This window comes from Streptomyces telluris (genome assembly GCF_024519335.1).
GTDB classification, from domain to species: Bacteria; Actinomycetota; Actinomycetes; order Streptomycetales; family Streptomycetaceae; genus Streptomyces; species Streptomyces telluris.
Genome location: NZ_JANIID010000025.1, coordinates 93,897 through 118,256, shown reverse-complemented (window position 1 = coordinate 118,256; position 24,360 = coordinate 93,897). Strand labels below are relative to the sequence as shown.

General features: G+C 70.7%; 17 protein-coding genes and 1 pseudogene. 7 read left to right on the top strand and 11 right to left on the bottom strand.

Annotated features, from left to right (window positions below):
• Positions 1-72 precede the first annotated feature (72 nt).
• From NQU55_RS24650 to NQU55_RS24620, 7 genes are all read right to left on the bottom strand, one after another.
• Positions 73-1,368, bottom strand: coding sequence for a cytochrome P450 family protein (locus NQU55_RS24650; RefSeq protein WP_256791153.1), 1,296 nt, complete (start codon positions 1,366-1,368; stop codon positions 73-75).
• On the bottom strand, positions 1,365-4,622 hold the full coding sequence (locus NQU55_RS24645) for an amino acid adenylation domain-containing protein (protein ID WP_256791150.1): 3,258 nt from the start codon (positions 4,620-4,622) through the stop codon (positions 1,365-1,367). Before NQU55_RS24645 ends, NQU55_RS24650 begins: the two co-directional genes overlap by 4 nt.
• Before the next feature lie 89 nt (positions 4,623-4,711).
• Positions 4,712-5,218, bottom strand: coding sequence for a pyridoxamine 5'-phosphate oxidase family protein (locus NQU55_RS24640; RefSeq protein WP_240976894.1), 507 nt, complete (start codon positions 5,216-5,218; stop codon positions 4,712-4,714).
• Positions 5,219-6,474: 1,256 nt separating this feature from the next.
• Complete coding sequence (locus NQU55_RS24635; protein ID WP_256791149.1) at positions 6,475-7,890, bottom strand: DEAD/DEAH box helicase; 1,416 nt, start codon at positions 7,888-7,890, stop codon at positions 6,475-6,477.
• Between the two features lie 256 nt (positions 7,891-8,146).
• Positions 8,147-9,196 carry an NsdA family TPR-like regulatory protein gene (locus NQU55_RS24630; protein ID WP_168096130.1) on the bottom strand — a complete coding sequence of 350 codons (1,050 nt, stop codon included), beginning with the start codon at positions 9,194-9,196 and terminating at the stop codon, positions 8,147-8,149.
• A gap of 17 nt (positions 9,197-9,213) precedes the next feature.
• The gene (locus tag NQU55_RS24625; RefSeq protein ID WP_256791148.1) at positions 9,214-9,894 is read right to left on the bottom strand and encodes a hypothetical protein; all 681 of its coding nucleotides are present in this window, start codon (positions 9,892-9,894) and stop codon (positions 9,214-9,216) included.
• 440 nt (positions 9,895-10,334) lie between these two features.
• Positions 10,335-10,934, bottom strand: a complete 600-nt coding sequence (locus tag NQU55_RS24620) for a hypothetical protein (RefSeq protein ID WP_168096132.1) — start codon at positions 10,932-10,934, stop codon at positions 10,335-10,337.
• Positions 10,935-11,116: 182 nt separating this feature from the next.
• On the opposite strand from NQU55_RS24620, the gene NQU55_RS24615 reads away from it, so the two are divergent.
• Together NQU55_RS24615 and NQU55_RS24610 are read left to right on the top strand one after the other, a co-directional pair.
• The gene (locus NQU55_RS24615; RefSeq protein WP_256791147.1) at positions 11,117-11,518 is read left to right on the top strand and encodes a hypothetical protein; all 402 of its coding nucleotides are present in this window, start codon (positions 11,117-11,119) and stop codon (positions 11,516-11,518) included.
• A gap of 45 nt (positions 11,519-11,563) precedes the next feature.
• A pseudogene (locus tag NQU55_RS24610) lies at positions 11,564-12,437 on the top strand (IS5 family transposase).
• Between the two features lie 21 nt (positions 12,438-12,458).
• Here NQU55_RS24610 and NQU55_RS24605 read toward each other — a convergent pair.
• Positions 12,459-13,298, bottom strand: coding sequence for an inositol monophosphatase family protein (locus NQU55_RS24605; RefSeq protein ID WP_168096308.1), 840 nt, complete (start codon positions 13,296-13,298; stop codon positions 12,459-12,461).
• Between the two features lie 62 nt (positions 13,299-13,360).
• Here NQU55_RS24605 and NQU55_RS24600 point away from each other — a divergent pair, with 62 nt between their 5' ends.
• Positions 13,361-14,101, top strand: coding sequence for a TetR-like C-terminal domain-containing protein (locus NQU55_RS24600; protein ID WP_256791146.1), 741 nt, complete (start codon positions 13,361-13,363; stop codon positions 14,099-14,101).
• Positions 14,102-14,246: 145 nt separating this feature from the next.
• Positions 14,247-15,485, top strand: coding sequence for an MFS transporter (locus tag NQU55_RS24595; RefSeq protein WP_168096306.1), 1,239 nt, complete (start codon positions 14,247-14,249; stop codon positions 15,483-15,485).
• A gap of 258 nt (positions 15,486-15,743) precedes the next feature.
• Here NQU55_RS24595 and NQU55_RS24590 read toward each other — a convergent pair whose 3' ends face one another.
• Positions 15,744-17,048, bottom strand: coding sequence for a phosphatase PAP2 family protein (locus NQU55_RS24590; protein WP_256791144.1), 1,305 nt, complete (start codon positions 17,046-17,048; stop codon positions 15,744-15,746).
• Between the two features lie 842 nt (positions 17,049-17,890).
• Between NQU55_RS24590 and NQU55_RS24585 the strand changes: the two genes are divergently transcribed.
• Entirely contained in the window at positions 17,891-18,991 is a 1,101-nt protein-coding gene (locus NQU55_RS24585) for a glycosyl hydrolase family 18 protein (RefSeq protein ID WP_168094237.1), read from the top strand.
• A gap of 18 nt (positions 18,992-19,009) precedes the next feature.
• Here NQU55_RS24585 and NQU55_RS24580 read toward each other — a convergent pair whose 3' ends face one another.
• Complete coding sequence (locus NQU55_RS24580; RefSeq protein WP_168094238.1) at positions 19,010-19,312, bottom strand: hypothetical protein; 303 nt, start codon at positions 19,310-19,312, stop codon at positions 19,010-19,012.
• A gap of 183 nt (positions 19,313-19,495) precedes the next feature.
• On the opposite strand from NQU55_RS24580, the gene NQU55_RS24575 reads away from it, so the two are divergent.
• Positions 19,496-20,107 (top strand): HAD family acid phosphatase, encoded by a 612-nt coding sequence (locus NQU55_RS24575; protein WP_256791143.1) that lies wholly within the window; start codon positions 19,496-19,498, stop codon positions 20,105-20,107.
• 69 nt (positions 20,108-20,176) lie between these two features.
• Here NQU55_RS24575 and NQU55_RS24570 read toward each other — a convergent pair whose 3' ends face one another.
• A complete protein-coding gene (locus tag NQU55_RS24570) occupies positions 20,177-21,424 on the bottom strand; it encodes a cytochrome P450 family protein (RefSeq protein WP_168094240.1) in 1,248 nt (415 codons plus the stop codon).
• Positions 21,425-21,842: 418 nt separating this feature from the next.
• Here NQU55_RS24570 and NQU55_RS24565 point away from each other — a divergent pair, with 418 nt between their 5' ends.
• Positions 21,843-24,317, top strand: coding sequence for a discoidin domain-containing protein (locus NQU55_RS24565; protein WP_256791142.1), 2,475 nt, complete (start codon positions 21,843-21,845; stop codon positions 24,315-24,317).
• Positions 24,318-24,360 lie beyond the last annotated feature (43 nt).

Here is a 24,360-nt window from a genome sequence, read left to right as displayed (position 1 = left end):
CGGGGCGAGCGAGAGCGGTGCGGTGTTCCGGCGGAGCCGATGGAGAAGAGGGAGCGGGTGGAGCAGGCAGGGTCACCAGCGCACCGGCAGCCGTGCCGGTGCGCGCAGCGGCGTCGTCTCGTCCCAGGGGACCGACTCCGCCGGCACCGCGAGCTCGATGCCGGGCAGACGCTCCAGCAGCACCTGGACCGCAGTGGCGAGCTGCAGCCGGGTCAGGTGCCCGCCGGTGCACGTGTGCGGGCCGTGACCGAACGCCACGTGGGCGTTGGGCGACCGGGTGAGGTCGAGCCGGTCGGGGTCGGCGAACGCCTCCGGGTCGCGGTTGGCCGACGCCGGTACGGGGACGACCGCGTCGCCGGCGCGGATGTGCTGCCCGTGCAGGATGAAGTCCTCCTTGGCGACGAGGATGTTGATGGCGTTCATCAGCGGGATGTAGCGCAGCAGCTCTTCCACGGCGCTACCGATGCCGGCCGGCTCCTCCTGCAGCCGCCGCAGCTGATCAGGGTGGGTGAGCAGGGTGAACAGGGCGTTCCCGGTGTGCTGCATGTTGGTCTTGTAACCGGCCATGAGCATGGTGACGACGAAGCTCACGACGTCGTCCCGGGTCAGCTCGCTGCCGGGGCGACGGCTCTCCGCCAGCAGCAGGTGGACGTAGTCTTCGCCCTCGCCCTCCTGCTCCTTGCGGGAGATGAGCTCCGACGCGTAGTCCTGCAGCGCGTACAGCGCCGCCAGCACCTCCTCCATCGACAGCCCGGAGGCGCTGAGCAGGGTGAGGGTGTGCGGGAGGTAGAGGTCGCGATCCTCGTGCGGCAGCCCGACGGTCTCGCACAGCACGCGCAGCGGCAGCGGCTCGACGTACGCGGAGACGAGGTCCGCCGTACGGTCCGGGGCCCCGGCCACCATCTCGTCGAGCAGCTCCTCCGCCATGGCCCGGATCCGCGGGCCCATGAACTCCAGCCGTCGGCGGCCGAACAGCGGCAGGACGGTGCGGCGCACCCGCTCGTGGTGTTCCCCGGTCATCTCCAGGAACGTCGGCAGGCACGGCGGCGGCGCGTCGTCGCCCTCGCGGGGCGGCCAGGCCGACAGCAGCGGGCGCTCCAGGCGGGGATCGGCGAACGCGGCCCGCACGTCCGCGTACCGGCTGATCAGCCAGCCCGTCTCACCGTTGGGCAGCTGGGCCTTGACCACGGGCTGTTCGGTGCGGAGCCGGGCGTAGGCGCACGGCGGTCCGGCGGTGCCGGGCTCCACGGCCGGGACCTCGATGAGGGCTTCGGAGGTGCCCATGCCGGCTCCGGGGTCGCTCATGACGGCTCTGAGGCCGTCCGCAGGGGTTCCGAGGTCGTTCGTTGCGGTGTCCAGGTCACTCATGCGTTGGCCTCCGCGGAGTCGCCGGCGGGACGGGCGATGTAGCCCGAAGTGAAGAAGTAGTCCAGATAGCGGTCGAGCAGGTCGGAGTCGACCGGCGGGCAGTCCAGCCCGCTGCCGGTCAGCGCGGCTTCGGCATTGCGGCGCCCCAGCACCGGGAACGTGTCCTTGAGGTACATCTCCTTGACGGACATGTCCGCCGTACGGCTGCGGTCGACGCACAGGGACACGAACGGGGCCGTGGCGCTCGTCGGATGCTCGGCGACGTGCCGCACCAGCTCGCCGACCCACTGCGCGTACGGCAGCATCCGCAGCGGGAAGCCTGCCGCGCGCATCCGCTCCAGGACGTCCGACAGCATCGCCGGGCGCGGGTTGGTGAGGTGGTAGACGCGCCCGTCGGCCGGCTCGTTGACGGCGATGTGGACGATCGACTCGGCGAGGTGGTCCACCGGCACGAAGTCCATGGGCAGCTCGATGTCGGGAGCCAGCCCCGTCTCGGCGATCGTCTTGAACAGCGAGCAGATGGCCGTCTCGGTGTTGCACACGCCGTGCGTCCGGTCACCCGTCACTTCGTACGGCCGGTACACCGCCACCGGCAGCCCCTGCTCCGCCGCCTGCCGCAGCACCCCTTCGGCGACCCACTTGCTCTCGGCGTAGCCCATGGTGAGCCCGTCGGCGTGGGCCAGCGGCAGGTCCTCGTCCACCTCGCGCGCGCCTGCCGGGCCGAACCCGGCGAGGACGGCGACCGTCGAGACGAAGTGCACCGGCACGCGGCGCGGCGCCGCGATGCGGACGACCTCCCGGGTGCCGTCCACGTTCGCCGGGCGCAGTTCCTCGTACGGGTAGAGGAAGTTGACGCGGGCGCCGTTGTGCACCACCAGGTCCAGTGTGCGGCTCAGCTTCGCCCGGTGCTCGTCCGCCAGGCCCAGTCCGGGTTCGGTCAGGTCACCGGGGAAGCACTCCACGCGCTGCCAGGCGGCCTCGTCGGGGTGCAGGCCGTAGCGGGCGAGCGCGGTGCGCACCCGGCGTTCGGCGTGCGTCCGGCTCGACGCCCGTACCGGGCAGTGGACGCGCGCCGCGGTCGAGCGCAGCAGCCGGTCGAGGAGGAAGGCGCCGACGAACCCCGAGGCGCCGGTGAGCAGGACGTTTTGCGGGTCCCGGGGGCGTGGGGCCGGTCCTTCGGCGGGCGGGAGGTCGAAGCCGAGACCGGTCTCCTTCTCGAAGTCGACGGCCGGACCGGCCGTCGACACGGATCCGCCGCGTGCCGCACATACGGCCGCCGCGAAGCTTTCCAGCGCGGGCGCGGCCAGCAGCGCCCTGATCAGGCCGGAGCCCAGGGAGGCGTCCAGGTCCAGGGCGGCGAGGGTGCGGGTGACGGCCTCGGAGGCGAGCAGGGAGTCGCCGCCGAGGAGGAAGAAGTCGTCCTGCGGCGCGGGGCGCACGCGCAGCACCTGCTGCCAGACCTCGGCCAGGACGCCGAGCAGGCTGTCGCCTGTTGTGTCGTCGGCCTTCACGCCGTCGGCCTTCGTGTCGTCGGCCTTCGCGCCGTGGGCATTTGCGCCGTCTGCGGGGGCGGAGTCGGAGTCGGAGGCGGTTTCCGGGCCCGGGGCGGCTGCGAGGTCCGGGGCGGCGGCCTTGAGCCGGGCGCGGTCCACCTTGCCGCCGCTGGTCACCGGGAAGTGACCCATGGGCACGAGCACCGGGACGGCCTGCGGCGGCAGCCACTGCGCACAATACGCGCGTAGATCCGGCAGGGGGAGAGGCTGACCGAGCTCGGCAGGAGTGACGTACGCGGTCAGCGCCCCCTCCTCCGCCTCGACGACGGCCTCGCCGACCGCGGGGTGGGCCCGCAGCCGCGCCTCGACCTCGTCCAGTTCGATGCGGATGCCGCGCAGCTTCACCTGACGGTCCAGCCGTCCCCGGTATTCCAGCAGGCCGTCGGCCGTCCACAGCACCCGGTCGCCGGTCCGGTACAGCAGGCCGTCCGGCTCCACCGCGGGTATCGATACGAAACGCTCGGCGGTCAACTGCGGGTCCCCGAGGTAGCCCAGGGCCAGCCCGTCCCCGCCGACGTACAGCTCGCCTTCCTCGCCGCGCGCCGCGGGCGTGCCGTCCGCCCGCAGGACGTGGCAGACGGAGGCGCCGAAGGGGCGGCCCAGGGGGACGTGCGCGGCGTCCTCGGGCAGCGGGCGCAGCACGTGGGCGGTGGAGACCACCGAATTCTCGGTCGGACCGTAGAAGTTGACCACCGTGGTACCGGGGCAGGCCGCGAGGACGGCGTTCGCCAGCCGCGGGTCCATCGCCTCGCCGCCGGCCGAGACGAACCGCAGCCCGGAGAGCGCCTCGGGGCGGGTGCGGGCCACGAGGTGGAAGACACTCGTCGTCAGGTAGGCGATCGTCACGTCCTGCGTGCGGAGCAGCCGCTCCAGGGCGTGGGGCGAGAGGAGTTCCTCCCGGTCGGCGATGACCAGGCACGCGCCGGTGATCAGCGCGCCCCAGATCTCTATCGTCGAGGCGTCGGAGGACAGCCCGTAGGCGTGCAGGACCCGGTCGTCCGGACCCGTTGGCGGCAGCTCGGGCTCGGACAGGACGAGGCGGACCACGCCCCGGTGCGGTATCGCCACCGGCTTGGGCCGGCCGGTCGTGCCGGAGGTGAAGACGACGTAGGCGCGGTCGGTCGCGGACCGGGTGCGGGCGGGCCCGGCGAAGGGCCCCGGGGCGCCGTTCCCGTGCCCGTCACCGTGCCCGTCGCAGTGCCCGTCGCAGTGTCCGTTCCCGTGCCCGTCCCCGCCCTTGTCCCCTTCGCCGAGCCCGATGTTCACGCGCAGGCCGCGCACCGGGCGTGCGCTGCCCGGCAAGGTCACGGCGGCGCGCAGTCCGGCGTCCTCCGCCATCGCCCGCAGCCGGGCCGGCGGCAGGTCCTCGTCGAGCGGTACGTACGCACAGCCGGCCTTGAGGATGCCCAGGAACGCCACCAGCGCCTCCAGCGAGCGGCTGCCGCGCACGCCGACCAGGTCGTCCGGCCCGACACCCTGTGCGAGTAATCGTTTCGCCAGAGCGTCCGAACGGGCGTCGAGCTGCCCGTACGTCAGGGTGCGCTCCCCGTGCCGGGCCGCCGGTGCGTCGGGCCGGGCGGCCGCCTGAGCGGCGAACAGTTCGGTCAGGCTGCGGTCCCGGGGGTAGCCGGCCGGGGGCGTGCCGTCCGCCAGGGATGTGGGGCGGGGGAACAGGGATGGCGAAACGGTGGTGTCGGTCATCGGGTTCTCGGGTCCTTCTCGTTCGGACTGTGTACGGGGTGTGCAGGGGTGTACGGGACGACGTGCGGGGTCACGCGGGACGGCGGCGGTCAGCCGGCGTCGGTCCCGGCCTCGGCTCCGGCTCCGGCACCGGCACCGGCATCGGCACCGGCATCGGCGAAGTCGGCGGCGAAGGCGGCGAAGTCCGCGGTGCGCCAGCGCTGGGGACGCATGCGGAAGGCGATGTCGTGCTTGAGCTGGTCCGAGGTCGCCGCCAGGTAGTCGCGCGCCTCGTCGGGGTCCAGATAACGCTGGGCCAGCGCCTCGCGCACGGCCGGGTCGATCGGGTCCTCGATCGAGGTGACGGGGCCCTCGACGCTGACGTAGCGGTACGGCCGTCGCTCGTCCTGCACGCAGAGGCTGAACCGGCCCGCGGCGCGCAGCAGCCGGGCCTTGACCGTCTCCCGGCCCGTCTCGACGACGATCTCACCGCCCGGCTCGTAGCCGTACCAGACCGGCACCACCAGGGGCGCACGGTCGCCGCCCCGGGGATCGGTGACGCCCAGGACGCCGACGTGAGGGGCGGCGAGGAATTGTTCGCGTGCGTCGTGCGGCATTGCGGGCAGCATGAAGTGAGCTCCTGTTCGGGTGATGGGGGTGGGGATGGTGATGGGATGGTGATGGGGCGGTGACAGCAAGGGGTGAGGATCGCGGAGGCGGTCCCCGCCGCTGTCCGGCTGAATGCCTGTAAATGCGGGGCGAGGGACGGGTTCTCGAAGGCGCCTCCGGCCCGGGCCGGAGCGGGGCGTCGTCTGCCGGCCGGTACTCCCGCCCTGGGTGAAGCCAGGCTCGCGTACGAGTTACGGAGCCGGCTCGGCCCGGTCCCGCCGCCCCATGGGGCGCCGGCGGTTCAGCCGCCGGCCCTGTAGGGCCTGGGGCTCAAGGTCCGGCATCTCTGTACGGCGGCGGGCCGGAAGGCGGGGTGACGGTGCGCGGCGTCCAGGCTTGCGGACAGTGCTCCCGCTCGTCCCGCACCTGCCCCTCGTACTGCCTGCTCAGGGGGTCTCCAGCTGCCACCTACACGTACTCTCACAGAAGCCTAGCCTTCGAACTACAACAGACAGGGAAGAATAGGGAGGATGCTCGACGTACTTGAAGGAACCTCTCATACCTGACGCGGCCCTGATCCACTCTGCCCGGCGTGCGTCGCGTCGCACAACCACGCCTGACGGGTATGGCTGACGGGCTACGGGTCGCGTCCTGGCGGCCTTGCATAATCGACCGTGATCGGTTCCACGGGGAAAACCGCCCTGCCGGTGACCGTGCGTGTTCGCTGGGGATGCCGGGGCAAAGGCCGTGCGCGGGAAGTGATCGCGGGAAATGATCGGCCCGCGTCGCTACAGGCCGTTCCACTCCGCCTTACGGACCGTCACCACCCCTTCGGGGTGCTGTCCGTTGTTCGGTCCCGGTTCCGGTTTTGCGGAGCGATCATGGTGAGTCAGTTTTCGGAACGAGCCGGTGCTCATCCGCAGTCGCCGCCACCCCAGGTAGCGCCGGGCGTGTGGGCCATCGCGAGGGACACGAGCCCGAACGGGATCGCCAGGACGTTGAGCCACACGCTCACATAAGCGAGGAGACCGGGCCCGGTCGACCACAGTCCTGCGGCGCACTGCCGGCGGATGCGCTTTGCGGCCGGAACGCACACGATGACGGAGGCTACGCCGAGGACCGGGCCGCGGGGCGCTCCGCTGCGCCGTCGTCGAGTGGGGCGGAAGCCGGGCAAGCCCTGACGGCGTGCACGTGTGCTCCGACCTGCACGTGTGCTCCGGCCGGTGCACACGTGGAACCGGCCGGACGAGATCCGCAGGGCTTCTCAGCCGCCGCGGCGGACCCGGGCCGCCCTGCGGGCCTCGGCGAGCTTACGGGCCTCGGTGGCCTTGCGGGACTTGCCGCCGGTGCCGCGGGAGGTGTCCTTGCTGCTGCCCAGGCCGCGGAAGGGGGTGTTGGTGTTCTTGGCCCGGGGCACGGCCGGCCCGCCGTCGAGCGGGGTGCCGGAGGGGGCCTTGGCCCCGGTGATCCGGCTCAGCTCCGCCTCACCCGAGCGCACCTTGGTGGTCTTCGCCTCGATTCCGGCGCCGGCCATCAGCTCGCTCACCTCGCGGCGCTGACCCGGCAGCACCAGCGTGACGACGCGGCCGGACTCGCCGGCCCGGGCGGTGCGCCCGGCACGGTGCAGGTAGTCCTTGGGGTCGGTGGGCGGGTCGACGTTGACCACGAGGTCGAGGTCGTCGACGTGCAGGCCACGGGCCGCGACGTTGGTGGCCACCAGGACGGTGACCTCGCCGTTCTTGAACTGCGCGAGGGTCCGTGTGCGCTGCGGCTGGGACTTGCCGCTGTGCAGGCCCGCGGCGTGCACCCCGCTGGCCCGCAGGTGCCGGGTGAGCTGGTCGACCGCGTGCTTGGTGTCCAGGAACAGCAGTACGCGGCCGTCGCGGGCGGCGATCTCCGTGGTGACCGCGTACCGGTCGGGGCCGTGGACGACCAGCACGTGGTGGTCCATCGTCGTGACCGCGCCCGCGGAGGGGTCGACCGAGTGGACGACGGGGTCGTGGAGGTAGCTGCGGACCAGGTGGTCGACGTCACCGTCCAGGGTGGCCGAGAAGAGCAGCCGCTGGCCGTCGGGGTGCACCTGGTCGAGCGCCTCCGTGACCTGCGGCAGGAAGCCCATGTCGCACATCTGGTCGGCCTCGTCGAGGACGGTGATCCGTACCCGCCCCAGGCGGCAGGCCTTGCGCTCGATGAGGTCGTGCAGGCGGCCGGGGGTGCCGACGACGACCTCGGCCCCGTCGCGCAGCGCAGCGGTCTGCCGGCCGATCGACATGCCGCCGACGACCGTGGCCATCCGCAGCCGCAGGGCGTCCGCATACGGCGCGAGCGCCTCGCTGACCTGCTGGGCCAGCTCCCGGGTGGGCACCAGCACCAGGGCGAGGGGCTGCTTCGGCTCCGCGCGCCGCCCGGCCGTCCGCACGAGCAGCGGCAGGCCGAAGGCGAGCGTCTTGCCCGAGCCGGTGCGCCCGCGCCCCAGGACGTCACGTCCGGCGAGAGCGCTCGGCAGCGTGGCCGCCTGGATCGGGAAGGGCTCGCGCAGACCCCGCTCGGTGAGCGTGCGCAGCACCGCGGCCGGCAGCTCCAGCTCGGCGAAGGAGGCGGCCGGGGCCACGGGCGGGGTGGGGGCCACGGTCCGGGCGAGGTCGTCGTGCGAGGTGTCGAGGCGGTCCGGGTGGTTCATGAAGAGCCTTCCGTAGGGGGAACGTACCGAGGAAGGCCCGGCAGGAACGAGGAACCGACGATCAACAGCCGACTGACAGCCGACGATCAGGAACGTGCAAACGTTTGATGGTAACACAAAGTGACAGCCTGCCCCGGTGCTGTGGCGTGGATCGCTCCGTCTGCACGTCTGCACGTCTGCACGCCGGGACACCGGAAAGCTCCGGAAGGCTCCGGAAGGCCCACCCGTCCGGGGAGCTGCTGGACGATCTTTGACCCTAAGGAAGAGCAGAGCGGTTGCCCGGGCCGGTCACAAGCCGGACGTCCTGCTGGTGGAGGAGCTCGGTGAGATGCCTCCCCGTGTTCCGAAGGCCGCGGGGGACGCAATGGCCCCGGTTGATGATGTGTGTGGCACGCATGAGCGAGTTGAGGGACCGCACCGAGCCCATCTGCGGCACGGTCTCGACGAGGGGCGACAGCCATGTGTCCGCTTCCCGCCAGGCGCCGGCCCGAGCCAGCGTGGCCGCCAGTTCGGCGGAGAAGAGGGAGCGGTAGGCAGGGGCCTCGCTGGTTGCCGTCGCATCGTGAAGATGGGAGGCGGCAGCTTCGAGGTCGCCCAAGTCGGCCAGGGCCAGCCCTCGGTGACCGGTGAACTCGGTGCGGTCGAACCACCAAGCCCAGGAGGGGTCACGGTCGGAGGGGCCGTCGCCCAAGAGTTCCTCGGCTGCGCTGAGGGACCGAAGAGCCTCCTTCTTCCGCCGCAGCTGGGCGTAGGCACGCGCCTCGCGCACGTAGAAGATCGCTGCTACCCGCTCCGGGAGGTCCTGCCGGGCCAGGACGGCTGACGAGATGCGCAGGGAGTTGCCCGGATGACCCAGATGCGCCTGCTGGAGACACAGCACCGAGCGAATCAGCAATTCGATGGAGCGTCGTTCCCCGGGAAGTCGGCGGGACAGTTTCAGTGCTTGGTGGTTGAGGACATGGGACAGGCGGTGCTGTTCGGCGTCGAAGAGGATCCATGCAGCCACCTGGAGGAGCTCAGTCAGCGCCTCGTGGTGGAGCGTGTGCGAAGCCTCGACGTGACGCCTGGCAGAGTTGACCGCCCGCAGCGCCTCGGGGGCCGCTCGGCGGGCCCCGGATATTCGGTCGGTCCGGAGGAGCTGTGCTGTCAATGCGGCGACGTCGAGCGAACCGGCGTCATCGCCTTGATGCGACCCGCCGGAGCTGACCCCCTCGGCCTTGGCATGGAACAGGCCCTCATCAGCATCCGACGTGTCGCTTGAACTCGCGCTTGCGTATGCGCCCGCACGGCCGTCCGGAGCGCACACGACGCGCAACGGTCCGCTCAGGCCTCAGCTGCGGCCGCGGTCGCCTCCGCGGCTGCTTCGGCCTCAGGCTCCGCTGCAGGGCCTGCTGTGTCCGGCGCCGCGTTTCCCTCGGTCGCGGGCGCGGTGTAGAACACGGAGCCCTGCTTGCGCTCGCGCTCCAGGCGGCCCTTGGCGACGAGGGCTTCCACCGTGCTGCGCACCACCGGGCCGCTCACGACACGCTCCGGGTGAGCCTGATCCAGCTCCTTGACGATCTCGCTGACCATACGCGGCTGACCGTGCCGGCCGAGAACGCCGAGAATCAGTTCACCCAGCGTGGGTCCGTCGCCCTTCCTGGCGCGCACCGCCGGTGCTGCCGGTGCTGCCGGTGCGGCCTGCTCCGTGCCTGCGCTTCCGGCCTGCGCCGACTTCTTCCGGCGGCCCGGGGAAGCAGCCGGCTTCTTCGCCCGACGTGCCCGTGGTACGGCTCCTGCAGTCGCCGTGCTGCCGGTCTTCTCCGGTGCCTCGGCCGCCTCTCCCGAGCCACCCTGCTGACCAGCGACCGTGCTCCGCATGCCGGACAGCCACGCGTGCTCGGTCTCCAGCGTCTGAAGGCGAGCGCGGAGAGCTTCCTGCTCCTTCTCGTTCTTCTCCAGGTCAGCTGCGAACTGCGCTGCGTACTGAGCCTGGATGTTGGCGCCGTCCATCTCGTCGGTCATGACCGCTCCCTCACCTGGACTGGTGTATTGCTGCGGGATGTTACCCACCCGGGCGCGGTATCAGCACCACCTGCCGCACAAGTAGACCCGTCGCCACGTCTCACCACGTCCCCAATTGGGATACAACGAGGGCATGTCGGAGCCGTACCGGAGCGGGTTGGCGGGGTTCAAGTGCTCACCGCACCGAGTCCGTACGGTGTGTGTGGTGTTGACGGTCCGCCCATGACGGATCTCGGTGGTGGGCAGGCAGGCAGGCAGGTGAGGCCGGGTATGGCGCCCGGGGCCGGGGTCAGGTTGCGGACCAGACCCGTTCGATGCGGTCCTGGCCCACCTCGTACATGACGGTTGGCGATCGGTGCGGTCGGCCGCTGGTGCGATGCCGGTGGGAATCACCGGCATCGCACGCGAGTCCGGAATCGATGATCACACCGGCCTGTCGTTCAGTAGAGCTTGTTCACCGCAGTGCGGGTCGTGTTCCTGAAGCCGCTGACAGGGGCGTCCTTGAACGTGCCCATCTGCCCCCAGTGCACGACGGTCACCGTCCGGCCGTCCCGTCCCACGGAGAAGAGGTGGACGTCGCTGCCCGTCTCGGCGCGTGTCGTCTGCACCCCTTGGACGTGGGCGCCGTCCGCCACCTGAACCCTGCCGAGGTCGCGCCAGGTGGCGCGCGTCCCGGGGTCCTCCTGCTCGACCTTGCCCGCGCAGTCCTTGACCGCCTTGTCGAGCAACCCGGCCAGCGCCTCGGCGCGCGACGCGTCGCGCTCGACCACGGTCACCTGCACGGCGCTCGTGTCGAGGTCCGTCCAGAACGCCCGGTGCCGCGAGGTCGCACCTGGCAGCGCCTCACCCACGCAGAACGGCAGCGGGTCCGGCACACCACTCGTCACCGCGCCGCCGTGCCAGGCTGCCCCCGCCCGCGGAGGCAGCTCCGCCGGGTCGAGGAACGCCGGCACACCCGGTGCCGCGGAAGCGGTCGGCGCGGCCACGACGACCGCAGCAGCAGCCGCCAGGAGGGCGAAGGCAGGACGACGACGTCTCATGAGAACTCCTCGGGAGGAACGAACAGTTGGTCTCCGATTGTCGCAAAGAAATGCCGTCCGCTCCGGCGCGACTGCGCCTGGGGCCTGTTGCCAATGCGGGAGCCGGTGCATTGCGGGGTGCGAGCAGGGGGGACCGCGCGCCGAGCGGGCCGGACGGGCGTCCGGCGATAGGTTCCGGTGCCATGACGGAACCCATCTACTACGTTGACCGCTCGTACATCCGCGAGGGCAAAATCGCGGAGGTCAAGAACGGCATGCGCGACCTGGCCACGTTCGTCGAGGCGCGCGAGCCCCAGCTGATCGCCTACCACTTCTACATCGATGACTCCGAGTCCACGATGACCGTCGTAGCCGTCCATCCTGATTCGGCGTCGATGGAGTTCCACATGGAGCTCGGCGGACCGAAGTTCCGCGAATTCGGTGCACTCATCCGCATGAGATCCATCGACGTGTACGGCCGGCCGAGCCCGGTGGTCGTGGACCAGCTCCGTCAGAAGGCCGAGATGCTTGGCGGAGGCACCGTCACCCTCCACACCCTGGAGGCGGGCTTCAGCCGGCTACATACGCCCCGGAACACCGGCTAAGGGTCTATTGCGAAAGTGGATCTTGGTCGTGAATGATCACGTCTCGTGGGACGTGGTGATCTGACAAACGACCAGTGGGCCCGGCTTGTGCCGTTGCTGCCGCAGGGCATCAAGTCGGACCGTCCGCCGGTATGGACTCGGCGGCAGTTGACAGACGGCATTCGGTGGCGGACCCGGACCGGTTCCCCGTGGCGTGACGTGCCGGAACGGTACGGGCCGTGGGACCGGCCTATGACCTGTTCCGGCGCCGGCAGCGGGACGGGACGTGGGCCCGGACCGTCACTCAACTCCAGGCGGAGGGAGATGCGAAAGGCTTGATCAGCTGGAACGTGAACGTGGACTCCACTGTCTGCCGGGCCCACCAGCACGCCGCCGGGGCGGTGAAAAGGGGGACCTCCAGAAGGAATCGCCCGGCGGGGTGTTCGTCGAGCCGGTCGGCCATGGGCTCGGTCGCTCCCGGGGTGGGCTGACCAGCGAGATCCATCTCGCTGTCGAGCAGGGGCAAAAGCCCCTGGCTATCGTGATCACGGCCGGTCAGCGAGGTGATTCCCCTCAATTCGAGACAGTCCTGGAGGCGATCCGAGTGCCCTGGCTCGGCCTGGGACGACCGCGCAAGCATCCGGACAGAGCTCGGGCCGACAAGGCGTACGACTCCCGCAAGAACCGCACCCACCTGGGCAGACGTGGAATCAAGGCGACGATCCCGGTCCCTGCGGACCGGGTCCGAAACCGGGAGAATCCCGGCTCCGCAGGTGGTCGGTCGCCGAAGTTCGACAAGACCGACTACCGCGAGCGTCACGCGGTTGAATGCGGAATCAATCGACTCGAACGTCACCGCGCGGCCGCCACGAGATACGACAAACTCGCCGTCCGCTTCGAGGCGACCGTGCTGGTCGCAGTCCTCAACGAGTGGCTGTGACCAGCACTTTCACACCAGGCCTTAGCCCCGACTGCGGATCATCGACATCAGCAGGCTGTGAGTCTCGGCGTCCGCGGCCGCTACGAGCCCACGCCCCACCTGCCCCTGACCGCTCTGGTCCGCCTCCCCGCCCTGCCCGATCGGCGCGCCGTCGACTCCGGTGACGACGCAGCCGGCGGCCCGGCACAGAGCGATACCGGCGGCGAAGTGCAAGTTCCCGGCCAGGTCGCCGCCATCGGTGACGTACGCGGCACGCTTGCCGGCCGCGACCCAGGCCAGCGCCAGCGTCGTCGACACGACGCGCGGCCGGAACCGTTCGACGAAGCCGGGGTGGGCGAGCAGGTCCACGGCCCTGAATCCGGGCGCGCCCGGAAAGGGCGGATCCAGGTTCATGTCCACCAGCCGGGTGGCCGCCGTCGGGGCCAGTCGGCTGTCGCCCTCATCGCTCCGCACCCAAGCGGTGTCACCATCGGTGAAGAAGACCTCGCCACTGAACGGATCGGCCGCCGCGGCCGGACCGTTGCGCAATGCCACGTTGACGGCGACGAGCATGTTGCCGACGGCGTAGTTGAGCGTGCCGCACAAGGGGTCCACCAACCACTGGCGCACCGCGTCGGCCGCACCGTGCTGCCCGCCTTCCTCGCCGAGCACCGCGTCCTCGGGCCGCGCGGCACGGATGACGTCGAGGATCGCCGCCTCGGCCGCCACGTCGGCGTCAGTGGCGAAGTCCCCGGCACCTTTGTCCATACGGCTGAGACGCTGCCCGTACCTGGCGTGCACGGCCTCTGCACCGGCACGCGCGGCGGCTATCGCAACGTCAACATCGTCGGCATCGTCAAGTCTCGCAGTTGAGTTGATCACGGAGGGCAGAGTAGCGGGGCCACGTACCCGGAGCTGTTGCAACCGACAGGTACGGTTCGGCCATGGATATATCCCGATCAAGTACCACCGATGAGAACGATGAGAACACCGGGCTGTCGACGGCGGGCCTCAAGAGCACCGCACGACAGCTGCTGCTGAAAGTGGGCGCAGGAGGACTGTCCCTGGAGGCCGTTGCCGAAGGCAGCGGACTTGACGTCACCGACGTGGAAGCCGTCTTCCCGCATCGCGACGACCTGCTGACCGCGCTGGTCATCGATGCCTACAACGAGTCCGGCGCCGCGATGGAGCAGGCCGACCGGACGGCCGGGGACGCCGGGGCGTCGGCGGGTGCTCGGCTCCTTGCGGTCACTCGCGCACTGCGGAAGTGGTCCTTCGACAACCCCGCAGAGTTCACGCTGATCTACGGCTCGCCCGTGCCGGACTACCACGCCCCGCAGGACACGGTCCCGCCCGCGTCCCGCACCCCTGTGGTACTGGCCGGGATCGTGCGGTCGGCGCTGGAGGCCGGTGAACTCACCCCGCCCCGGCGCACGGTGGCAGGCCCGCCACTGCTCCTCCCGGAAGCCGTGGAGCTCTTCGGCGGCGTGCCCGACGCACCGTTCTCGGACGTCATCGAACGCGGCATCGTGCTGTGGAGCAACCTGATCGGGCTCCTGGTGTTCCAGGTCTTCAGCCGCACCCACGACAGCGTCCGGGACGAGGCCGCGTTCTTCGACTTCGCCGTCGCCGTGGCGGCCGAAAGCATCGGACTCGTGGTTCCTGTGGGCGAGAACACCGACTAGATCCGGATCGTTCGCCGTGTACGCGGCCCCGTCCGGGGCCGCCGACCGCGGACCGTCCCGCGGCGAAAGGCGGCCCGGAAGCCGTCTGTTAACATGCATGCGTTCGCCTCCGGCGCCCCATCGGGTTCGCCAGGAGGCTTTTTTCATGCCTTCTGACACATCCGAACCTTCTCAAGCCCCCGAAGCCACAGAACCCACCGAACCTGCCCCCCTCCCCACCCCCGGTTACCGTGCCCTGCTCCGCAACCGCGAGTTCGCCGGCCTCTACGCGAGCTTCACCATGACGGCCGGAGCGAGCACCTTGTCGGGCTTCGCACTCGGGACGCTGGTCGACCACCGAACGCATTCCCCCTTCCTGACGGCCGTGAGCATGTACGGCGCCACGTTCGCGACGGTGTTCGGTGCGCTGACGCTGATGTCGGTCGCCGACGGCAGCCGGCCCCGCCGGACGCTCCTGGCACTCCAGGGCGTCTCGCTGGCGGGCGTTGCCGCACAGGCGATTCCGGGGCTGCCGCTGCCCGCCAGATTCGGGCTGCTCCTGATGCTGGGCTTCTTCCAGTCCTTGGGAACGGGCACACGGATGGGACTGCTCGCCGAAGTCGTGCCGGCCTCCACCTACGCGTTGGCGCGATCACTGATGAACATCACGTCCGGCGGCATGTCGATCCTCGGCTACGCCATGGGCGCCGTGCTGCTGCGGTACCTGAGCCCGCACGGAGTCTTCGGCATCGCCGCAGCGCTGACCGGACTCGGGCTGGTGGTGGTCGCCGCCACCGCCCGGGAACACTCGATCCGACTGACGCGGCGGCCCGGCCTGCGACAGACCTGGGCGACGAACGTCGCGCTCTTCTCCCACCCCGGCCAACGGGTGCTGCTGCTGAACCTGTGGGTTCCCAACGGCCTGATCGTCGGCTGCGAGGCCCTGTTGATCTCCTACTCCCCGGACCACGCCGGAGTCCTCCTGGCCGCCGGGTCGGCGGGCATGCTCATCGGGGATCTGACCGTCGGGCGACTGCTCACCGCCGACCAGCGACGCCGCTGCGCGTTCGCCCTGCGGCTACTGCTCGCCGCCCCCTACCTGCTGTTCGGCCTCCACCCGCCCGCACCGGTGGCGACGGCCGCGGTGTTCGTCGCCGACGCCGGGTTCGCCGCCACCCTGCCCCTGCAGGAGCAGCTCATGAGACTGACCCCCGACCCGGTCCGCGGCCAGGTCCAGGGCGTCGAGTCCGCCGGCCGGATGACCTGGCAGGGCATCGGCGCCGCGATCGCCGGCAGCGTCGCCCAGTACCTCACACCCGGCGTCGCGGTCACCGCTCTGGCCGCGGTATCCGTGGCCGTCACCGTTCTCTCCCGGCAAGCCCAGGATCCGGCGCGGCGGCGCTGACCGCTGCCGCCGCACTCGCCGTCTCCGCGCTGCCCGCGAGCGCGGCCGACATCCGGGACCGGGCCGGCCACGGCTGCTGAGGTCCGGCCGGCGCCGGGTGTCCGTGGACGGTCCGCATACGCGTGCTCCCTCCGCCCGTGAGCCCTTCGCGCGGTAGGAAATCCACGTGATGCCCATGGGGGAGGGAGCAAGTCCGGCAGTTGACCGGCCCGGTCCTCCGTGGTCGCCGCCTCGGAGGACCGGGTGCTGCCGGTGGCGTCAAACCAGTTCCGGCTGCGGTTCCGGCTGCGGTGCCGGTGCGGTCTTCGGTTCCCACGCCTTGGTGGCCCGTACGTAGCCGTATATCACCGAGAGCATCGCCAGAATGAGAAGCGGCCCGAATATCCACGGATTTTCGGCCATTTCCATCGGCAGATAGCGGTAGGACACCAAGAACGCGGTGAAGACCACCGCACCGTAGGCGACCAACTGGATTCCCGCCCGGTCCCAGCCGCGTACCTGCGAGCGCAGTGCCGCCTCGATCGTGAGGGTGAACACCACACCGGCGATGATGTCCGTGCCGTAGTGGTATCCGAATCCCAGCGTCGCGCCGAGCGTGGCGATCAGCCAGAACGTGCCTCCGAACCGGAGCAGGCGCGGGCCCTTGCGGGAATGAATGAAGATCGCGGTGGCCCACGCCGTGTGGAGGCTGGGCATGCAGTTGCGCGGGGTGATCTCGTCGAACGGCATCGCGTGCGGGGCGCTGAGGGGCGTCGGCGTGTTCGGCCACAGGTCGGCCACCGCCCAGTGCCCGCCGTCGGCGCCGTACGCGAAGATCGGTCCGACCACCGGGAAGATCATGTAAATGCCCGGCCCGAGGAGGCCGATCACCAGGAATGTGCGCACCAGGTGATGGCTCGGGAAGCGGCGCTCGGCCGCCACGTTGCGCAGCTGGTACAGCGTGACGAGGACCGCGGCCACCGCGAGCTGGATGTAGACGTAGTCGAGGACGTGCTCGCCGACCGTGCCGGTGGCCTCGACGATCTTGCCCGCCACCCACGACGGGTTGCCCAGCGCGTGATCGGCGACCGCCACGTACTGGTCGAGCACCGTCGGGCGGGTCTTCGACGTGATGAGCAGCCAGGTGTCGCCCGTCTTACGGCCGGCCACCAGGAGCAGGCCCAGTCCGACGGCCTTCAGCAGCAGGATCCGTTCCCGGCCGGTGCGGCGCGTGACAGCGATGACGGCAAAGCCCAATATCACCCACAGCGCGCCGTTGCCGAACATCATCTTGGCGTCGACGGCCCACCGCACCAGAAAGAAGATGATGTCGATGCCGACTGCGACCCCGGCCGCGATGAATCGCTCCCGCCAGGTGAGAACCACCATCATCAACGCCATGCTGGCGTACAACAGCGGTCCCGATTTGGGGGCGAGTATCACCTCTTTCGCCTGGTTGGTCATCGGCCCCGGAAGGCCGTAATGACGTGCGGCGATCTCCAGCGTGATGAAGAATCCGAGGGCCACCACGACCACCGTGGCCCACAGTATCGTCCGTGGTCGACGCCAGGCGGCGAACGTCATTCTGCTGTTTATTCGCGAAAACACCCGCGATGCTATAGATATCAATTATTTGGCCGATTTGTTAGTTGTCAGTTAAATATGTCACTCTTCGTGCCGGATAGCCTGTTTTCCGGTGAAGGACGGGCGATGGGCTGCTCGTCATGAGTCGGATCATGCTATCGGAGTGGTGCGGGTGGTTTTCGGGGGTTACGGGCGGTGGCCGGTTGACTGCGCTCAACTGGCCGGTGGCCTTCGTATGGCCGTGAAGTGCTCGCGGTCTTGACGGTTGCGTGATGCAGGCGTCCTTAATATCCGGCATATCGGATACACCGGATATATCGGACTCAAGAGAGGTGTCGAACTCAAGAGAGGTGGTGCAGCTGTGGTGGTTCCCCGGGCGCACGTCGACCGACGGCCGACGAGATCCGGATCCCGGCGCGGCCTATTTCCGCGGATGTAGCGGATGTAGCGGATGTAGTCGTACAGTCGCCGGAAGAGCTTGGGCAGTGCCGAGTGGAACGTGGGACAGGTGAGGCCGAGTTTCAGCAGGTGGTAGTTGAGGCTCGACCGCAGCAGATCCACCGGGACGCCGATCCTCACGATGGTGGTTCGTGATGCGGGTCACATCCACAAGTGCCCTCACGGAGCCGCCCGCCGGGCTCCCCGGGGCGCTCTTCTTCCGGTACGCGCCGTGGGGCAGGGCCTGTCAAACGGGCCGCTGCCCGGCAGCCGACCGGCCAGTGGTCCAGTTATCAGCCTGGTCGTCGGCCCGGTCCGGCCCGGCGAGGAACCCGCCCCCCCCGGAAGCCCCGGGTGGGCCAGCGCGGCTCGCCCGCCGGACACCCACGTACCACGCTGGGTGAATGGCCCGCAGACACGCCGCCGTCCTGACCGGATGCATCGCCCTCCTGAGCGCGCTGCTTCCCGCTTCTGCCACTGCTACTGCCACGGCCACCGCCACCGCGACCACCGGGCCGTCCGCCTCCCGGACCTCGGAGCAGCGCACCGTCTCCGCCTGGCTGCCGTTCTGGGAAGCGGGCGCCTACCAGGACGCGCTCGCCCACGCCGATCAGCTCCACACCGTCAGCCCCTTCTGGTACGAGGCCACCGCCGCGGACCGCATCGAGGAGCACGCCGGCGCAGGCGACCGAGCCGTGCTCGACGGGCTGCACCGGGCCGGGATCAAGGTGGTGCCGACCGTCACCGAGAGCCTGGACGCCGCCGCCATGGCACGCCTGACGGGCGACCCGGAGAGCCGCGCTGCGCACGTCGAGACCCTGGTGCGCCTGGCCACCGGCCGCCCGTACGACGGCCTCGACCTCGACTACGAGAAGATGAACGAGAAGGGCCTCGCCCCGGCCGTCGTCGAGCAGGTGCGTACGGGCTTCAACTCCCTGGTCACCGAGGTGTGCGGTCGCCTGCACGCCCTGCACAAGGAGTGCACGGCCGCCGTCTTCCCCCGTACGGCGACGCGCGACGAGGGCCCGGTCTACGACTACGCGCACCTCGGCCGCACCCTCGACCGCCTGCGGATCATGGGCTACAACCTGCACAACGCCCTGGACCCGCCCGGCCCGCTCTCCAGCCCGGCCTGGTATGAGGACATCCTGCGCTACGCGACGGCGCGCGTACCCGCGCGGAAGATCGAGATGGGCATCCCCGCCTACGGCTGGGACCACCGCGTGGGCGACTCCGCCCGCGCCACCCACCGCACGTCCCGCGAGGCGGAGGCGCTGCGACAGCGCGTCGGCGCGCCCTACGCCCTCGACCCCGGCTCCAGAACCCCGCACTTCACCTACGCCGAGGGCGGCCGGGAGCGTGAGGTCTGGTACCAGGACGCGCGGGGGATCGCCGCCCATCTGCCCGTCCTGCGCAAGTACGGAGTCGAGCACACCGCACTGTGGGCCCTGGACTTCGAGGATCCGCAACTGTGGCCCACGCTCGCCGGGTTGCCGTTCGCGTAACGCAAAGGCGAACGGGGCTCAGTCTCCGGAGGGGTTCATCCCGTGAAGGCACTCGGGGAAGCCCTTCAGCTCCGGAGTGGCTGCTGCGGGAAGGGAAGAGAGCTCCGAGGGAACACGGACGAACAGCGTCGGCCCGAAGGCATTGCAGGTCACGCCGACGGCCTGCCCGACGGCGGACGAGTGCGCCGGTGCCGGCGGGGCGGGAGAGGCGGGAGACGCGAGGGCGGCGGCAGCGGAGGCGGCCGATGCGGCCACCACGAGCAGGCCGATGCCGATGCCGGCGCGGACGCGGGCCGGCGGAGGCCGGTGGGACGAGATCATGGAGTCGAGCATGCAGCCGGGAACCGGTACGAAGCCGTAGGCGCACAGTGACACCCCTCAAGTGGGTGACGGCCCCGCCCTCTTCACCCTCCCGCAACTTTTCGGTCGCCCGGGCGCCCTCTTACGGTGATGATCTTGCCGACGGACATGTTGCACCCCGGAAGACCGGAAGGAACAAGGTTGATGTTCGTCGGGAAGCTCCGCACTGCCGCCTTCGCCGCCCTGGCGGCTCTCGCCCTGCCGGCCGCGCTACCGGGCACCGCTTCGGCGTGGGCCTCGGCTTCGGCTTCGGCTTCGGCCTCCGCCTCCGAAGCCCCCTCGCAGCGGGCCGTGCCCGGATACGAGACCTGGCAGGCCGACGTCCGGAAGGCCACCGGCCCGGCCATCCCGTGGCTCCAGGACCGCGTCGGCCGGGGTGGCGGAAGGCTCGCCGTCGTGCTGGACATCGACAACACCGCGCTGGAGACCCACTACCACCCGGGACAGCCCAACAAGCCGGTGCTCAAGGTGGCCCAATGGGCGAAGGAGCACCGGGTGTCGGTGCTGTTCGTCACTGCCCGCACCTCCTCCTCGTCCGCCCGGAAGGAGCTGAAGAACGCCGGCTACCCCGTGGACGCCATATGCACGCGCGAACACGGGGAGAGCAAGGAGGAGGGCAAGGAGCGCTGCCGCGGGGAACTCACCCACGACGGCTATACGATCACCGCCAACATCGGCAACCGGTCCACCGACTTCGCGGGCGGCTTCTACGAGAAGGCCTTCAAGCTGCCCGACTACGACGGCCGGCTGTCCTGAACTGCCGCCCGTCTCATCCGCCCCATCCGCCCCATTCGCTGTGCCCCGCTGGAGCGACGCTGCCCGTGGCTACGGGTGAAGCCTGACCGGAAGTACTTCCGTGCTGTTGCCCACGAAGCTCGGGTGCCGAGGTAGGTCGTGGTCGGGGGCGGCCAGCGCGAGGCCGGGGTAGCGGTCGAACAGGGCCTCCAGGGCGGTCGTCGCCTCCAGCCGGGCCAGCTGTGCGCCCAGGCAGTAGTGCGGGCCGTGACCGAAGGAGAGGTGGCGGGCCGCGGGCCGGCGGGTGACGTCGAAGCGGGCCGCGTCCGGGCCGTACGCACGCTCGTCACGGCCCGCGGCGGTGTACGAGGCGAGCACCGGGACGCCCCGGGGGATGACCGTGTCACCGACCTCCAGGTCGCGGGTGGGGTAGCGGAAGGGGAAGAAGCTCACCGGGCTGTCGTAACGAAGGGTCTCCTCGACCACGTCGCCCCAGCCGGACTTCCCCGCGCGTACCGGCGCCAGCTGCTCCGGGTGCGTGCACAGGGCCCGTACCGCGTTGGCGATGAGGTTGAGCGTGGTCTCGTGCCCGGCGATGACCATCAGCAGCAGGGTGCCGACCAGTTCGCGGCCGGTGAGCCGGTCGCCGTCCTCGGCCTGTGCGGCCAGGAGGGCGCTGGTGAGGTCGTCGCCCGGGGCCGCACGGCGCCGGGCGACGACGAGGCCGAGGACGTCGGCCATCTCGCGGTTGGCGGCCAGGGCGCGCTCCGGGGTGGTCGTGGTGCTCACGATCAGACTCGACAGCCGGTGCAGGCTGCCCTGCAAGTCCGTGTCCACGCCGAGCAGTTCGCAGATGACGGCCATGGGCAGGGGAAGGGCGAAGTGCTCACGCAGGTCGACCACCCCGGAGGTCCCCGTTCCACGGTCCTGCGCGGCCTCGCCGAGCGTGTGCAGCAGCCGGGCCGTGAGCTCCTCGACGCGAGGCCGTAACCCCTCGATGCGCCGAGGGGTGAACACCTGGGTGACCAGCCCGCGCAGCCGCCGGTGGTCGTCCCCGTCCGCAGTGGTCATGCCCTCGACGGTGGCGAAGGTGGCCAGCGGCCAGCCCGCCGGTATGCCGCCCTCGCGCAGCGCCGTGAAGTGGCGGGCGTTCTTGGCGACGTCGGGGTGGGCGAGGAACGCCTTGAGCTCCTCGTGCCGGGTGACCGCGAAAGCGGCGACCTCGCCGGGCAGCACCACGGGAACCGCGGGGCCCCGTGCGCGCAACCGCTCGTTGGCCGCATGCTGGCCGGCTCCTGTCGGGTCGAGGCGGTGCGGGGCGTCGGACCGCTCCGGCATCTGAGGCTCCTCGGGGTGCGGGGTGCGGAGCGCGCTGAGGGCTGCAGCGAAGGCATCGGCTGTTGCTGTTGCTGTTGCTGTTGCTGTTGCTGTTGCTGTCGCCCCAGCCCCCTTGTGCGTACCCGGTACGCCCGTGCGGCTACGCCGGTGACGGCGGACGGGATCGGCGACGCATCGGCCGGATTGACGTCTTTACACCCCTCTCCCCGGCAAGAAGAGTGACCTCTTCCATCCCGGTTGCGGGATACCGCCCGTACTGACCCAGTGCCTGGTCCTCCGGGCCGGGCCAGGCCCTCCAGGAGCCGATGTGTTACTCAACTCCTTCCGCAGATCCAGACACCACAGATCCAAACGCCGCAGATCCAGCCTGCTCAGCCGTTCCCGTCTCAGATCCCAAGGGCTCGTCCTGATCGCCCTGGTGGCGGTCATCGTCGCGCTGCTGCCCGTACTGGGCGCGCGCGGCGGCGGGGCCGCAGCCGAGGACCACGGCACCCACGGCACCCACGGCGACCGCCCGCCACGCCCGCACCACGCCGCCGCCCCCGCCTCGGCCATGGAGCCGGCGGCGCCCGTCCTCTCCAGGGCGGGCTGGACCGCCTCCGCGAGCGACGAGGAGACGGCGCAGGCCGACAACCGCGCCGCCAACGTCCTGGACGGCAGGGCCGACACCCTCTGGCACAGCCGGTGGTCGGGGAGCGCGGCGCCGCTGCCGCACTCCCTCGTCATCGACATGCACCGCACCGAGGTGGTGTCCGCGCTCCTCTACCAGCCGCGCACCGACAGTCCCAACGGCCGCGTCGGCGAGTACGCCATCCACCTCAGCACCGACGGGCAGAACTGGGGCGCGGCCGTCGCAGGCGGCACCCTGGCCGACGACACGACCACCAAGACGCTGAGCTTCGCCGCCCGCGGCGCCCGGTTCGTCCGGCTGACCGCCACATCCGAAGCGGGCAACCGCGGGCCCTGGAGCTCCGCCGCCGAGATCCGGCTGCTGGGCGACCCGGGGCTGCCCGCCTCCGTCGTCGACCTGCCGACCACCGGCTGGACGGCCGCCGCGAGCGACGAGGAGACGGCGCAGGCCGACAACCGCGCCGCCAACATCCTGGACGGAGACGCCGACACCATCTGGCACAGCCGCTGGTCGGGGAGCGTGGCCCCGCTGCCCCACTCCGTCACCATCGACATGCACCGCACGCAGACCGTCTCGGCGCTCACCTATCAACCCCGGAAGTCCGGGTCCGGGGCCAACGGGCGCATCGGCGCGTACTCCGTCGCCACCAGCCTCGACGGGGCCTCTTTCGGAAGCCCCGTGGCCAGTGGCGTGTGGAAGGACGACGACACCGTCAAGAGCACCACGTTCGCCCGGCCGGTCCCGGCCCGGTTCGTCCGGCTGACCGCCACCACCGAGGCCGGCAAGCGCGGCCCGTGGAGCTCCGCCGCCGAGGTCCGGCTGAGCGGACCCGCCGATCCCTCCGTCTCGGGTGCCTGGGACCGGGTCACCGGCTTCCCGCTCGTCCCCGTGGCCACTGCCGTCCTGCCGAACAACAAGCTGCTGGCCTGGTCCGCGTACGCCATCGACCGGTTCGGGGGCAGCAACGGGTACACCCAGACCGCCATCATGGACCTCGGCACCGGGCAGGTCACCCAGCGCCGGGTCGACAACACCGGCCACGACATGTTCTGCCCCGGCATCGCCGTGCTCTCCGACGGCCGGGTGCTGGTCACCGGCGGCAGCAACGCGTCCCGCGCCAGCATCTACGACCCGCGCACCGACACCTGGTCCGCCACCGGCGAGATGAACATCCCGCGCGGCTACCAGGCCATGACCCTGCTCTCGAACGGCGACGCGTTCGTGCTCGGCGGATCGTGGAGCGGTGCCCGCGGGGACAAGGACGGCGAGGTGTGGTCCCCGGCGACCGGGAAGTGGCGGAGGCTTCCCGGCGTATCCGCCAAGGGCACCATGACCGCCGACCCCGCCGGCCCCTACCGGGCCGACAACCACCAGTGGCTGCACGCCACTTCCCGCGGCCGGGTGCTGCAGCTCGGGCCGAGCAAACAGCTGAACTGGATCGACACCACCGGCAACGGCACCGTCACGCCTGCGGGGACGCGTGCCGACAGCCCGGACGCCATGAACGGCAACGCCGTCTCCTACGACATCGGCAAGCTCCTCACCCTCGGCGGCGCCACCGCGTACGAGAACGCGAACGCCACCCGCCGCGCCTACACCGTCGACCTCGGTGACGGCACCCGGCCGGTGAGCAAGCGTACGGGCGACATGGCCTACGCCCGCTCGTTCGGCAACAGCGTCGTCATGCCGGACGGCAAGGTGGCGGTGTTCGGCGGGCAGTCCTACCCCGTCCCCTTCAGCGACGCCACCTCGGTGATGACCCCGGAGATCTGGGACCCGGCGACGGGCGCCTTCACCAAGACGGCCAGCATGGCCGTCCCGCGCAACTACCACAGCGTGGCGAACCTGCTGCCCGACGGACGGATCTTCTCGGGCGGGGGAGGGCTGTGCGGTGACTGCGCGACCAACCACGCCGACGGGGCCGTCTTCACCCCGCCGTACCTCCTCAACCCGGACGGCAGCCGGAAGCCCCGCCCGGCCTTCACCAGCACTCCGCCCGCCAGGGTCGCCAACGGCGCCGTCCTGCCGGTGACGACCGACAAGCCGGTCACCGCCTTCTCCCTGGTACGAGCCGGAGCGGCGACCCACTCGGTCGACAACGACCAGCGGAGAGTCCCGCTGACCTTCCGGCAGACGGGCGGCACATCGTACGAGCTGAGCGTCCCGGGCGATCCCGGCGTGGCCCTGCCCGGCACCTACATGCTCTTCGCCCTCGACGCGGCGGGGGTTCCGAGCGTCGCCAAAATGATCACGATCGGCTGACCTCACGGGCGCAGGCGGCGCACCCCGAGCGGGTGCGCCGCTT